Annotated in this window: 12 protein-coding genes; 4 read left to right on the forward strand and 8 right to left on the reverse strand. The window is 43.0% G+C overall.

Going from position 1 to position 13556, the window contains the following annotated elements; genetic code table 11:
* Positions 1-81: 81 nt before the first annotated feature.
* Positions 82-567, reverse strand: coding sequence for a C40 family peptidase (locus tag ACED59_RS11965; RefSeq protein ID WP_017097841.1), 486 nt, complete (start codon positions 565-567; stop codon positions 82-84).
* Between the two features lie 104 nt (positions 568-671).
* Between ACED59_RS11965 and ACED59_RS11970 the strand changes: the two genes are divergently transcribed.
* On the forward strand, positions 672-2717 hold the full coding sequence (locus tag ACED59_RS11970) for a methyl-accepting chemotaxis protein (RefSeq protein WP_017097842.1): 2046 nt from the start codon (positions 672-674) through the stop codon (positions 2715-2717).
* 242 nt (positions 2718-2959) lie between these two features.
* Here the strand turns inward: ACED59_RS11970 and ACED59_RS11975 are convergent, their stop codons facing one another.
* Entirely contained in the window at positions 2960-3763 is an 804-nt protein-coding gene (locus ACED59_RS11975; RefSeq protein ID WP_371704781.1) for a sterol desaturase family protein, read from the reverse strand.
* Positions 3764-3831: 68 nt separating this feature from the next.
* On the opposite strand from ACED59_RS11975, the gene ACED59_RS11980 reads away from it, so the two are divergent.
* Positions 3832-4578: a tRNA-uridine aminocarboxypropyltransferase gene (locus ACED59_RS11980; protein ID WP_017097844.1), complete on the forward strand. Its 747-nt coding sequence runs from the start codon at positions 3832-3834 to the stop codon at positions 4576-4578.
* 163 nt (positions 4579-4741) lie between these two features.
* Complete coding sequence (nagK, locus tag ACED59_RS11985) at positions 4742-5650, forward strand: N-acetylglucosamine kinase (RefSeq protein ID WP_012603950.1); 909 nt, start codon at positions 4742-4744, stop codon at positions 5648-5650.
* Between the two features lie 166 nt (positions 5651-5816).
* Here the strand turns inward: nagK and ACED59_RS11990 are convergent, their stop codons facing one another.
* Complete coding sequence (locus tag ACED59_RS11990; protein WP_004733780.1) at positions 5817-6083, reverse strand: DUF2960 family protein; 267 nt, start codon at positions 6081-6083, stop codon at positions 5817-5819.
* Positions 6084-6254: 171 nt separating this feature from the next.
* Between ACED59_RS11990 and ACED59_RS11995 the strand changes: the two genes are divergently transcribed.
* Complete coding sequence (locus ACED59_RS11995) at positions 6255-8405, forward strand: GGDEF domain-containing protein (RefSeq protein ID WP_017097845.1); 2151 nt, start codon at positions 6255-6257, stop codon at positions 8403-8405.
* A 122-nt stretch (positions 8406-8527) separates the two neighbouring features.
* Here the strand turns inward: ACED59_RS11995 and ACED59_RS12000 are convergent, their stop codons facing one another.
* From ACED59_RS12000 to ACED59_RS12020, 5 genes are all read right to left on the reverse strand, one after another.
* On the reverse strand, positions 8528-10345 hold the full coding sequence (locus ACED59_RS12000; protein WP_017097846.1) for a bifunctional molybdopterin-guanine dinucleotide biosynthesis adaptor protein MobB/molybdopterin molybdotransferase MoeA: 1818 nt from the start codon (positions 10343-10345) through the stop codon (positions 8528-8530).
* Positions 10345-10929, reverse strand: a complete 585-nt coding sequence (gene mobA, locus ACED59_RS12005) for a molybdenum cofactor guanylyltransferase MobA (protein ID WP_009846744.1) — start codon at positions 10927-10929, stop codon at positions 10345-10347. Before mobA ends, ACED59_RS12000 begins: the two co-directional genes overlap by 1 nt.
* A complete protein-coding gene (locus ACED59_RS12010) occupies positions 10907-11626 on the reverse strand; it encodes an energy-coupling factor ABC transporter ATP-binding protein (protein ID WP_009846743.1) in 720 nt (239 codons plus the stop codon). The genes mobA and ACED59_RS12010 overlap by 23 nt, the downstream gene beginning before the upstream one ends.
* 10 nt (positions 11627-11636) lie before the next feature.
* Positions 11637-12335, reverse strand: a complete 699-nt coding sequence (locus ACED59_RS12015) for an ABC transporter permease (RefSeq protein WP_009846742.1) — start codon at positions 12333-12335, stop codon at positions 11637-11639.
* A 277-nt stretch (positions 12336-12612) separates the two neighbouring features.
* Positions 12613-13419: a substrate-binding domain-containing protein gene (locus ACED59_RS12020; protein WP_009846741.1), complete on the reverse strand. Its 807-nt coding sequence runs from the start codon at positions 13417-13419 to the stop codon at positions 12613-12615.
* Between the last annotated feature and the right edge of the window lie 137 nt (positions 13420-13556).

Consider the following 13556-nt stretch of genomic DNA (forward strand, 5'->3'; position numbering starts at 1 on the left):
GTACATTTACTAGGCTAAACAGCGATAGGCGTTTAAATAGTACCTTCAAAGCAACTGTGTTATCAGTTAATCTTTTAATCACTATAAACGCCTAAAATGCCAAAACTTAGAGGCCCAATAAGGGTTATCCAATCTCGATATAATGACACCTTTCGATGTCGAAGCATGTAGGAATTGATTGTTTCCTAAATATACACCGACGTGTCGTACCGTCATCGATGTTTTGAAAAACACCAAGTCACCACTTATTGCCTGTCCATACGCTATTTCCTTTCCCTTTTTAACTTGATCTTTTGTGGTTCTCGGTAAGGCTTGCTGGGTCGCAGTTTGCACTGCGATTTGAACGAAAGCAGAGCAATCTACGCCTCTAAATGAAGTCCCACCGAAATGATATGGCACACCTTTCCACTGTTCATACACACTCATATACGCATTGGTCGTTGATTGCTCTAACTTTGACAGAGGCTTGTGTGCGGTTTGACTAAGCTGAGAAGGGGATGGCGTCGAGCTACAAGCAGCCAATGTTGCTAAAGTTATTGTAACTACAGCCATTTTTCTGAATTTCATATGTAACTCTTCTGACAAAAAACTGAAATATAAACGTCATCAAGGACTTCTAGTATACGAACTAACTTAAGGATATCTTTTTTCGTAGTCAAACTGGATTTCACATGCCCGACACAAATTTATCAATAAAACCTTCACGTTATACATTCTCGCTCATTCAAACTGTCACCGCTGTATTTATTTCCATTCTTTTACTCGTCATCTTTTTATCTTTGGTCAGTCTCCGAGGCGTCGATCGGGTCGGGGGCCATTTTGAAGCACTTTCGGAACAAGCATTACCTCTTGCATTAAACAACGCCGAATTAACACAAAGCGTGTTGGAGCAGGTAAAACTTCTTACTTATAGCACCCAATCAACCGACCTAAATACGCTTAGCACAACAGGCAACTCGATCGACGTGTTAGTTGCCGAAAGTAACCAAACGCTAGAAGAACTCCTCTTCATATCCCAATCTTTTCCTGACGCGATTTCCGTTGAACAAAAACAAAACTTAATCGAGAACATGGCGACCTTACAATTGATGACTAGCCAAGTGTTGTCGTCACAAATCGAAATTCAGAATAAGCAAAACCTCATCGATGGCCAAGTCACTGAGTTTCGCTATGGTGTGAGTTCTATCGGACCTGAAATGAACCGTATCGGTTCTTTCCTTGTTCAGAACAACCCAGAGGCTTCCGATGCGGCTAACCGATTCACAGCGAGTGCTTCTGCAATGGCGAACACCTTCCTAATGTTGATGATGCAATCAGACTTAGAAAAAGCGCAAGACGAATACAGAGAGCTTCGAAATCGAATTGCAGGCATTAACCTAGCGTATGATGACTTTTCTGAATGGCATCCAGACATCGTAGAGTTCGCAAGCTTAACAGCGCCTTATGAGATGGTTAAATCTGGCTTTGCAGATAACGGTGTATTAAGACAAATCCTGCAAAAGCTAGAACTTGTTGAGCAACAAGAAGCCGACTTAGCAAAAGTCATCTATCTGGCTAACACCGTGATAGGGACCTTAAATCAACTATCGAACACCGCTTCCATTTTAATTGATGAAAGCGAGTTTGTTGTCAATCAGACAATTGCGACGATAGACAAAGTACTATTTATTAGCGGATTAGTGATAACGGCCATCATTTCTATTTCATGGTTCGTATTGCGTCACTGGGTGAACAAAGGACTCAGGAACATTAATCAACAAATGAGCTTACTCGCGGAACACGATTTTTCAAAACAGAGTCAATTAGTTGGCCCATTGGAATTGCAAGTTATCGCATCAAAACTTAATTCTGTTGTCGACTCAACCGCTGATTCGGTGCGCTTGGTAACACGAAACTGTGAAACGCTTTATCAAACCGCGGAAGTCAGTCACGATGCCGCAGAGCAAACTAACTCAAGCTTACACGAGCAAAATGAATCACTTCAAAACATGATTACCACCATTACAGAGCTTGAAGCATCTATTGGTGAAATTGCACGTATTTCTAACGCCTCGAATGATGACGCCCAGCTTGCTGAAAGTGAGTCAGTAACAGGGAGTCAAGTTGTTGGACTTAACCAGCAGCGACTGCATGCACTAGAACACTCTCTAAGCATGAATGAAGAATCGATGGCCGACTTAGACGGGCGTGTTAAACAGATTCGCGAAATGGTCGACATGATCAGCGGCATTGCTGACAACACTAACTTACTCGCATTGAATGCAGCAATAGAAGCAGCGCGAGCAGGAGATCAAGGCCGAGGCTTTGCAGTGGTCGCCGATGAAGTAAGAAAACTAGCCAGCGATACTTCCCAGCAAACCACTAATATTCGAAATATGATGAATGAATTGGTAGCAGCCGCTGATCGCTCACGCGCTTCTGTAACAGAATCGAGAAACGAAATGGCGAATGCACTGGAAACCAGTGGAGATGTGAAACAAGCGTTTGAAAAAATCGAGGTAGCGGTTAGCCAGATTAAAGGACGTGTTGAACAAATCATGGTGGCGACTGAGCAACAGGCACGTGCAACGGTGGATGTGACACATTCGATCACTCGTGTTTCTGAACAAGGCGAAAATACTAAGTTACAGCTTGAATCCATGATCGAGAGTTCAGAGCAAGTCGGAGAGATAGCAGGGCACCAACAAGCTATGCTTCATAAATACGTACTGAAATAAACGAGCGTACTGAAATAAACAAGCGTCCTCAAATAAACGAGCTTGCTGAGTTAAGCCTGACAGCATAATAGTTGAAGCACTAAGTACGCTTAAATTCCTATTGATACAGAAACGCCCTTAAGTTTTCACAAGAATCTAAGGGCGTTTTGCTTTGGTATTAAGCTTGGTTTGTTATGGAGACGGGTTTGTTATAGAGACAGGTTTGACCTCAGTTAAAACTTGAGACTCAACTGAATTCGAACCTAGTCTTTCGTTGTCGGGAATCGTGCAAATGGCTGACGTAGCATTAAGTCTAACCGTTGCTCTTTACCATCTTGAATCTCTGGAACGCCAATCTGAACGTTATCATGGCCAAGCTTAGGTTGAGCGCGATAGGTTTTGAACCAAATGTCCCACACCGATAAGAAAAAACCAAAGTTTGAGTGCGTTTCCTTAACAATTATCGAGTGATGAACGCGGTGCATGTCTGGTGTCACAATCGCTTTTCTCAATCGCTTATCAATCCACAGTGGCAGACGCGCATTGCTGTGGTTAAACATCGCACTGGCGTTAAGAACAATTTCAAAAATGACAACAGCGATGACAGGTACACCAAGCGCGATCACTAAACTCACTTTAATCAGCATTGAAAGAATCATCTCAATTGGATGAAAACGAGATCCGGTTGTGACATCAATATCTAGATCCGCATGATGAACTCGGTGTAACTTCCATAGCCATGAAACACGGTGAAACACCAAGTGCTGCAAGTAAATAGCGCAATCTAACAGTAAGACACAGAACAGAATGGTGAGTTCTTTAGGAAGTGACAGGGTATTGAACAGACCCCATTGGTTTTCTTGTGCGATAACCGCCGCTTGAAATGCTGCGATTGGAATTAGAGTGGCTAATAGAAAGCTGTTCAAAGCAACCAACGCAAAGTTATTACCCCAACGAAACCATTTGCTTTGAGTCAGTGTTTTCCGTGGAAAGCGGTACTCCCAAAGCGCACACAATCCAAAAACGACAATAAAACAAACAAGGCGGAGCAGGGATGGGTCTTGCATGGGTATTCCTTCTATCATTCTAAGGACACTGTAAGTACAATCGTGCCACTTTTCTAGATTTATCGTTATTGTCCATGAGAATCCACGCTTTTCACCGTTTATATCAACATCGTTTATCCATTGCTACTAAGCCGTTTAATGCGCGCGGGTGTAAAGTAGTGCGATGTGAGTTCTGTAAAATAAAACAAGACAGCTGTATCTGTGAACATCAACCAGACGTAAGTACGAACGTCGCGACCATGTTGATCTTGTCAGATAACGAAATATTGAAACCAAGTAATACAGGTCGATTGATTCTCGATACAGTAAAAGACAGTTACGCTTACCTATGGCATCGCACAGAGCCCAACCAGGAAATGCTAGATGTCTTAAAAGATGATAACTATCAACCTGTTGTAGTGTTCCCCGAAGATTATACAGACGACAAATCGCGCGTGGTTCAAAACCTGCCACAAATGCGTGACCCAAACAAAACACTATTGCTGATCTTTATTGATGGTAGCTGGCGCGAGGCCCGTCGAATTTTTCGTCGCTCAGAATATCTGCAAGATTTACCTGTGTTATCGATTGAGCCTGAGTCAGTTTCTCAATACATGATGCGAAAGTCAGACAACGAACAACATCTTTCGACAGCAGAAGTGGCGAGCTTGGTTTTGAAACAGGCTGGTGAAGAGCAGGGTGCCAAGACTTTACAGCTATGGTTTGAGACATTTCGGGAAAGTTACATGTTAAGTAAGACACGTTATAAGTCAGATCCAACCAAACCGAGCCTGAATGCTTTCATAGATCATACTAAAAGTGAGAAGTCACTCTAACCTTTAACCGCTTTGTGCTGACTTGTTGTTCAAACAAACTCAAACACGGGATAAGTTTGTCATCTATCACGGTTTGTAGGGGGAGTGTTATGGATAATGCTCTTTAGTTGTTTATTTACAAAAATTTATTTGCCCGAATTTAGGGAAAAATTGGAGAGATTTCATGTATTACGGCTTCGATGTTGGCGGCACAAAGATTGAGTTTGGTGCATTCAATGAAAAACTTGAGCGAGTAGCGACAGAACGCGTACCAACGCCCACTGAAGATTATCAACTGCTACTTGATACAATTGCCGGTTTGGTAAAGAAGTACGACAACGAATTTTCTTGCGAAGGTAAAATTGGTCTTGGTCTTCCTGGAATGGAAGATGCTGACGACGGCACCATGCTGGTTGTTAACGTACCAGCTTCAACGGGGAAACCACTACGCAAAGACCTAGAAGCGCTTATTGGTCGTAGTGTAAAAATTGAAAATGATGCAAACTGTTTTGCGCTTTCAGAAGCGTGGGATGATGAACTTAAAGACGAACCATCTGTAGCAGGCCTAATTCTAGGTACTGGCTTCGGTGGCGGTTTAGTTTACGAAGGTAAAGTGTTCTCTGGTCGTAACCACGTTGCTGGTGAATTAGGTCACATGCGCCTTCCTCTAGATGCATGGTTCCACCTTGGCGACAACGCACCGCTACTGGGTTGTGGTTGTGGCAAGAAAGGTTGTTTAGACAGTTACTTATCGGGTCGCGGCTTCGAACTGATTTATGAGCACTACTTCGGTGAGAAGAAGAAAGCGATCGAGATCATTCAAGCATACAACGAAGGCGAATCAAAAGCCGCTGAGCACGTAGATCGCTTTATGGAGCTATTGGCTATCTGTTTTGCAAACCTGTTTACGGGTCTTGACCCACACGTAGTTGCACTGGGTGGCGGTCTTTCAAACTTCGAACTTATCTACGAAGAGATGCCAAAGCGTATCCCTAAGTACCTACTGTCTGTAGCGAAGTGTCCGAAAATCATCAAAGCGAAACACGGTGATTCAGGCGGTGTTCGTGGCGCTGCATTCCTTAACATTAAGTAATCGCAACTTAACGTTAAGCTAGCTAAAGTTAGATAGTTAAAAAGAACAAATAAAAATGCCGCAATCTCGAAAGAGGTTGCGGCATTTTTTATTGTTCAGTGTTTTCGTTTCTGTAAGGCTAAACGAAAAGCTAGAAGCTACATATCAAGAAAAAGAGCCAGAGGGCTTACTTCTTCTTTTTACCAACACCAAGGTTGTCTTTTTGCTTCAATGTAAGCTTAGTAAAACCAAGCTTACGGAAATAGTTGTCTTGGTAGTTGCGAACCGCTTTAGTATCAGAAATAAACTCAAGCTGTTGCTCAGTTTTTAGATACTCAGTGATGTCGATGCCTTCCGCTGCGGCTACAGCTTCTTGGATCGTGCGGTGTTCTTGTTTCGAAAACAATAACTCTTTGTCTTCATCTTTATAAGTGTACAGAATGGTACGAGCCATGGTGCTCTCCAATATAATTATTACTTTGCGCGCACTCTACATAAAAACAGTACGCCACTCAAGATAATGATAGGAAATTACCACTTATTAGCCTCATGAATGGAAGGTGTAATAAGCATTTTGTGGTATACTATTCGTTATTTTTTAATCTGGCTGACTTAAACGGAACTTATGAGCAATACGCTTTACCCAAAGATCATGGGAATTATAACGCGAATCCAGAACTACCCTGGAATCAAAGGATTAAAAGAAGTCGAAGACAGAATTACGAGTCTATGCGAAGCTAATAATCAACCGATCCCGGATTCAATCGCGCTTTTCCTTAAAGGTTTCACAAGCTATCGCCACGATAACCTTTCTGACGCTGCTGAGCATTATAAAGCCTGCCTAAACGTCATTGCTCCTGAAGAAATTCAACTATATGTATTTGTCATCGGGTTACTTGCGTCTACCCATAACATTCGTGGTGATTATCAATCAGCGTATGCTTGTTACTCAGAGACACTAGAAAACTTACACCTAGTTGATGACAATTTTAAGTCACTTATATTCTGTAATCTAAGTGACTTGCACTTAAGCTTAGAAAAATACGAACAAGCGAAGCAATATGCTCGTAAAGCCATTATTTCATCTCAAAATGCGAATCGCCTGTTAGATTGTGCTGTCAGCCATTTAAACCTAGCCTATAGCTGTGCACATACAAATGAGTTTGAGCAAGCGGTTAGCGCCATTATGGAAGCGAAAAGAATAGGCACCTCGCTTTCTAGTCACAGGACGATAGCTCTTTGTCATAGTTACCTAGGGCAAACCATGCTCTTGTGGGGAGGCTTCGATGATAGTGATGTATTAGATGCATTTTATCAGGCAGAAGAGCACTTCAAAAAATCGAGAGATGAGCATAATCGAAAAGAAAATTTGGTTTACTGGTTTCAATTCTTAGAAGGCATTGGAGAGCGAGAACAAGCAAAAGTAGGGTGCGCTTTTCTCGAACAGAATTTTGATTTAAAGAGTAGTTATCGTTCTTATGCTATCTATGCCCAAACTAAGGCGAAGCTCTTTCGAGATGAAGAGGATTGGTCGGGTTTAGCGGCACTTCAAACTCAGCATGTGGTTCTTTTAGAAAAACACATGAGAAGTTATGAGCGCGAACAGAGCGAACGTATTCTGGAAGGGGTAGGTACCATTCAAAGTAAGAAACAAAATGATGTTCTTACTCAAATGCAAAAATATATGGGTGCGCTCACCGATATTGGTCAATTCATAGCAACCGCTGCAGATTTGGAAAGCGTACTGCCTGAGATACTCCGTAAGATAAATATGATTCTACCAACATCTGAGTTTGGGATTGCTATGTATGACGATAAATCAGACATACTCGACTACCGCTATTTCGTTGATACTCAAGGATTAATACCGAACCTAAAAGTAGTTTGCCAAGAGAACCAAACCATTGGTACTTATGTTATTCGCAAGCGAGCTACCGTTCATTTTAATAGCGCGACAGATGCGGCTCTAGAACCCTATATCGGTAAAACCACACTACAAGACGATAATTTCGTTACGTTTCGTGGCGAGCTTGATACTAACTCAATGATTCTAACGCCAATCATTCTTAATGAAAAATTAATCGGCTTTCTGTCAGTTCAGCATCATCTACCAAACCAATATCAGGAACACCATTGTCAGCTTATAGAACATTTAGCTAGCTTTATTGCCGTGTCGCTAGAAAATCAAAAGCAACGACAGCGTTTAGAAAGTGCTAATCAAACACTCGAAATCTTGAGTACTACTGACCCACTAACAGGTCTAGCTAATAGATATCAATTAGATAACATCACGCCAGTCTTAATACATAACGCTTACTACCAAAAACAATCTCTAGCGGTCCTTATGATCGATGTTGACGAGTATAAAGCTTATAACGATTTTCATGGGCATTTAGAGGGCGACGAAGCGCTTCGTATTATCAGTCGCTTACTTAAAAAAACATTCACAACCAAGAATGACTACCTTTTCAGATATGGCGGTGATGAGTTCATGGCGATTTGCTTCGGACAGAGTAGTAGTGATATTGAAAATAAGGTTGTCACTCTGCGAAAGATGCTAAATGAAGTCAAATTAGCAAACCCTAAAGCTCTCTATGCGGAACAATTAACACTCTCTATTGGTGGGGTTAACGTCGACTTAGCCAGTGACAATGTGGATCGAAACTTCAAAATGATTTGTGATATTGCAGACAAACAGCTCTATCAAATCAAAGAAAATGGCCGTAACAACTATAATTTGGTCGATTGCAGATTACTTAAAGTCGAGCTTGTTTAGTTCAACTCTGTATACAACCCCCCATAAAAAGAAAGCCCCTGATATCCAATATCAGGGGCTTCATCTATTTAGAGTATGTATTACTCTGAATTCGCTAGCTTAAAGCTAACAATCTTGTTTATTTACACACGACCTTGCAAAGGAATGATCGTCACCGTTTCACCGGCTTTTACAGTGTCTACCGCTGGTGAAATCTCGATTAGACAGTTTGCTTCGCTCATTGAACGTAGAATACCTGAACCTTGCTTACCGGTTGTTTTTACTTCAAGCACGCCTGATTCGTTCATTGAGAACACGCCACGGCTGAACTCAGTACGACCTTGACGAGAACGTAATTGCTCAGTCGCTATCGCGTTCGCTTTCACTGGTGTCCAGTTAGTTTGACCTTGTAGCTTGCGGATTGCAGGTTCTACAAAGTTAATGAACGACACCATCACGGCTACTGGGTTGCCAGGTAAACCGAAGAAAGGTTTGTCTTCAATTTTGCCGTAAGCAAGAGGGCGACCTGGACGCATGTTGATACGCCAGAAGTTAATCTCACCCAACTTATCTAACGCGAGTTTGATGTAGTCAGCATCACCAACAGACACGCCACCTGAAGTCAGAACCATGTCGGTCTCTAACGACGCAGCATGAAGTACATCCATCATCTTTTGTTCGTCATCTTCGATAATGCCGTAATCAACGATGTCGCAACCTAGTTTTTGAAGCATACCGATAATAGTAAAACGGTTCGAGTCATAGATAGAGTTCGGCTTCTGCTCAACACCCGGTGCCTGAACTTCATCACCCGTTGAGAACACACCCACCTTCACTTTACGCAGAACAGGGCAGGTACCGAAACCTAACGACGCCATCATACCCATTTCTGGTGCTTCGATGCGTGTGCCACGTGTAAAGACAGGTTGGCCAATTTCTAAATCTTCACCGGCCATACGGACATTTTGTCCAACTGAGATTTTAGCGTCAGGGAAGCTAACTTTATCGCCATCTTGCACGGCTTGCTCACGCATCACAACAACATCAACGCCATTTGGCATTGGTGCACCCGTCATGATCTTAACAGCTTCACCTTGTTGAACGGTTTTGTCGTAGCTGTGACCAGCCATAACTTCAGCAACGATGTTGTAGCTGTCCAATTCAAGATCTTCACTACGAATCGCGTAGCCATCCATTGCAGAATTAGTATTCTGTGGGACGTTGATTGGCGAGATCACATCTTCAGCCAACACACGACCGTAGCCTTGCAGTAATTCAACACTCTCTGTGAGATCAAGCGCGTCAATGCTATCAACAATCTTTTGTTGGCCCTGAGTTACGGTTAAACCTGCTGGAGAGAACGAATCACAACACACCGCGGGCGCTGCGTCTTTTGAAGATGAGCATGACGCTGCTTTGCCTTTTGTAGAGGAAAGGTCAAAGGACTGCGCGTAATCGATGATGAAATCACGAATCGCTTCTAAGTCGTTGATCGACATTTGAGGTAAGTCAGATTCAACGTGGCTATCAGCAGCAATAGCAATGATGTTGTCATCGTTTTGGTACAACCAAGGTTTACCCACTTCATCACGGTGGAGCTCGATTTTAGGGAAAGCAATGTTCTTACAGCCTTCAACCAAAATCAGATCAAGTGTGTTGGTATCAAAACGAGTCAACAGGTAATCAAAATCGGCTTCTGCTTCTGGAGTCTCAGTCATCATCACATGACGGTTACGCGAAGCTATCAGCATTTGATTTGCGCCCGCTTTGCGTAAACGGTAGCTGTCTTTGCCCGGCTTATCGACATCAAAATCGTGGTGAGCATGTTTTAGCACACCAACTTTTAAACCCGACTCTGTCAATAAAGGAAGCAGAGCTTCTAATACGGTTGTTTTGCCTGTGCCACTGTAAGCAGCAAACCCCAATAGAGGAAGGTTAGGGCGTTGTTTAGAATCTTTCATTATTGAAGCGTTCCGAATTGGGTGAGTTCTTCTGGCGTGTTGAGATTAACAAAGCAGTTAGGAGAATCGCTAAAATCAACGTATTCCGTGACACACTCTTTGTACAGCAAGATAATTTTACGATCACCACGTTCCAAAAACGCTTCTAACTTTGGTAGAACACGTTTGTGGAATAGGGTGAATACTGGTTGCTTAAATTCGCCATCATGCGCGACAAGAATGTCGCTGTCTTCTTTTACTGCTGCACAAAAACGTTCAACAAGGTCATCACTAATCTGTGGGCTGTCGCAAGGGACAAAGCCGACCCAATCTGTGCTCGCGTTTTTAAGGCCAGCATGAATGCCGCCCAATGGGCCTGGATAGTCAGGGAAAGAATCGGAAACAACCGGTGCAAATGCTTGGTAACTGTCTAAGTTACGGTTGGCATTGATGGTAATGCTGACATCTTGTTGTGACAGCTTGTTAATAACGTATTGAATGAGCGGAGAACCGTTGAGCTCAACGAGTCCTTTATCTTTTCCGCCCATGCGGCTGGCTTGTCCGCCAGCCAAAATAACCCAACTAGTTTGCGTTGGAAGCAGCATAAATATTCTCTTGTGCTTTGTTCTTTTTAATAACTTGCAGAAGCGGTGATTCAGTCAAAGTGTTGTCCTTGATCCACCACTGCTTCTTACATAAATCGGTTAACGCGTTAGTTTGGTGGCTAGTGATGACCAAACTCGCGCCTCTCTGAAGAAGATCTTCGGCCATAATCACCAATCTTTCAATAGATTCTTTGTCTAAAGAAGCACTTGGTTCATCCATAAGCAAGATTGAAGGCTTAAGAATCCAAGCACGGGCCATTGCCACGCGTTGGCGCTCACCACCAGACAACACAGAAATGTGCTCATCTGCCAAGGTTTCTAAACCTACCATTCTTAATGCATTAATTATTTGAGCTCGCTTATCTTTTTGACTCTCTTTATTAAAGCGAATGCCATAAGCGACATTTTGGTACACCGAGCCATCAAAAAGGTAAGGAGTTTGGTGGAGATAGATGATGTCTTTAAATTTTAACCGAGGAAACAGGCTATGTTGCCAGCTTTGTGTCGGAGACTGAATACGGCCAGAGCTCGGCTTGATCAATCCTGATAAGATTTTAAGTAGGGTCGTTTTGCCAACGCCATTGTCCCCTTTGAGATAAATGGCATCGTTGGGGCCGATCGACAATTCGGGGATGTGGAACAAAACACGCTCTTTGTAGCGCATTGAAATTTGCTGCGTTGTTATTTTTATACTCATGACAGCGTTCCTAAGTTCTTAAATAGCCTTTTCCTCTCACACTGGAAAGGAAAAAGTTAAGGGCTAATGCCAATGCTAATAACACCATACCGAGGGCGACGCCTTGAGCGAATGCGCCTTTGTGGCTTTCCATGGCGATAGCTGTTGGGATGTTTCTTGTCATCCCCATAATGTTGCCACCCACCATCATTGAACAACCTACTTCTGTGACGATACGAGAGAAGGCAGCAATGGTTGCAGCCAATAGAGGGAAACGAGTTTCCCAAATCAAGGTACACGCGACTCGTGTTGTTGATACGCCAAGAGTGCGCGCTGTTTCTACTGCTCGGCGGTCACTGGCCTGCAGAGCGCCATGCATCATCGCAACTAGGATAGGGAAACAGATCAGCATCTGACCTAGAATCATCGCCTTTTGCGTGAACAGTAATTGCCAGTCACCTAAAGGACCAGAACGAGAGAGCATCATGTACATCAACAAGCCAATTACCACGGTCGGTATCGCTTGTAAGGTGTTGATCACCGAAAGCAGCGCCCATTTACCGGGGAATTCGGTGTAAGCCAGTAAGAAAGCCATAAGGATTGCAGGAACAATCACTAATGAGATGGCGGACAAAGATACACTGAAGGATACCGCGACGATTTGCCACAATTCGTGGTCAAAACTCACCAGTAGATTCATTGCATCAATCGTTGTTTGCCATAAGGTCATGAAGTATCTCGTTTGAATCGATAATAGGCTTTTATCGGTAGTGTCTGATGTTAATCATAGCTGACACAAACTATTTGAGCCTGTATTGGTCAGCTATTGTTTCTAAGCGTGAATGCCTTTAAAGCAAGACGGTTTTTAAACGTGATTATTTAGGTGGTCTCGTTGACTGTTTAGTTAAGCGTAGCGCTAGTTGGTTAGGGTTAAACCTTCAACGCTACGCTTTACTCACAACCCACGACTCATTTCTTACAACAAGCTATTCTGCGCTTGCAACCAACTATTCTGCGTTTGCAACAAATAGCTGTTTGCCGTGCAGTTTAAAGTCGTTGATCAGTTTCTGGCCTTTAGGGTTAACCAACCAATCACTGAATACTTTCGCTGCTTGGTAATTGATGCTTGGGTAGCGTTCTGGGTTAACAAGAATCACTTGGTAAGGGTTAAATAGGTTCTTGTCGCCTTGGAACAACACTTTAAGGTCAAGTTTGTTTTGGTAAGCTAACCAAGTACCGCGGTCTGTCATGGTGTAGCCTTGCATTTCAGACGCCATGTTCAGAGTTGGGCCCATTCCTTGACCAACGCTGCGATAGCCGCCAAAGTTCGGCTCCATCTTAGTTTGCGCCCAAATACCCATCTCTTTCTTATGAGTACCAGAGTCGTCCCCACGAGAAACAAACGTCACGTTGTTGTTCGCGATTGCTTTGAACACATCAGCTACTGCTTTTTGAGATTCAATCTTCGCAGGGTCGCTTTGTGGGCCAACGATAACAAAATCGTTGTACATCAGCTTACGAGGTAAAACGCCGTAACCTTTTTCAACGAAGTTCGCTTCAGCTTTTGGTGCGTGAGTCATTACCAAATCAACATCACCGTTTTCACCCATGCGAAGTGATTTACCCGTACCCGCAGCGAGAACATCAACCTTAATACCAGAATCCTTTTCGAACTCAGGCAATAAGTAGTCCAGTAAGCCTGAGTGGTAGGTACTTGTGGTTGTCGCCAATTTGATATGAGTGGTGTCTTCCGCGCTGCTAGCCGTGTAACTGACGATAGATAGAGCTGCAATAGTTAGAGGAATTGCTTTCATTATTATTATGTCCATTCTGTTATAAATGAATGACATGCCTCTATTTTTAAAGGGCTCAAAGAAGGGCATGTGCATAAGACGCTAATTGTTGTAATTAGGAATCTACACCTAATAAGCAAGCTTAATGCCAATAAATA

This window comes from Vibrio sp. FF266, from assembly GCF_041439695.1.
GTDB classification, from domain to species: Bacteria; Pseudomonadota; Gammaproteobacteria; order Enterobacterales; family Vibrionaceae; genus Vibrio; species Vibrio tasmaniensis_A.

What these genes read in the sequence shown, in the direction of transcription:
- ACED59_RS11965 (WP_017097841.1), bottom strand. Translation starts at nt 567, where the DNA reads ATGAAATTCAGAAAAATGGCTGTAGTTACAATAACTTTAGCAACATTG.
- ACED59_RS11970 (WP_017097842.1), top strand. Translation starts at nt 672, where the DNA reads ATGCCCGACACAAATTTATCAATAAAACCTTCACGTTATACATTCTCG.
- ACED59_RS11975 (WP_371704781.1), bottom strand. Translation starts at nt 3,763, where the DNA reads ATGCAAGACCCATCCCTGCTCCGCCTTGTTTGTTTTATTGTCGTTTTT.
- nagK (WP_012603950.1), top strand. Translation starts at nt 4,742, where the DNA reads ATGTATTACGGCTTCGATGTTGGCGGCACAAAGATTGAGTTTGGTGCA.
- ACED59_RS11990 (WP_004733780.1), bottom strand. Translation starts at nt 6,083, where the DNA reads ATGGCTCGTACCATTCTGTACACTTATAAAGATGAAGACAAAGAGTTA.
- ACED59_RS11995 (WP_017097845.1), top strand. Translation starts at nt 6,255, where the DNA reads ATGAGCAATACGCTTTACCCAAAGATCATGGGAATTATAACGCGAATC.
- ACED59_RS12000 (WP_017097846.1), bottom strand. Translation starts at nt 10,345, where the DNA reads ATGAAAGATTCTAAACAACGCCCTAACCTTCCTCTATTGGGGTTTGCT.
- mobA (WP_009846744.1), bottom strand. Translation starts at nt 10,929, where the DNA reads ATGCTGCTTCCAACGCAAACTAGTTGGGTTATTTTGGCTGGCGGACAA.
- ACED59_RS12010 (WP_009846743.1), bottom strand. Translation starts at nt 11,626, where the DNA reads ATGAGTATAAAAATAACAACGCAGCAAATTTCAATGCGCTACAAAGAG.
- ACED59_RS12015 (WP_009846742.1), bottom strand. Translation starts at nt 12,335, where the DNA reads ATGACCTTATGGCAAACAACGATTGATGCAATGAATCTACTGGTGAGT.
- ACED59_RS12020 (WP_009846741.1), bottom strand. Translation starts at nt 13,419, where the DNA reads ATGAAAGCAATTCCTCTAACTATTGCAGCTCTATCTATCGTCAGTTAC.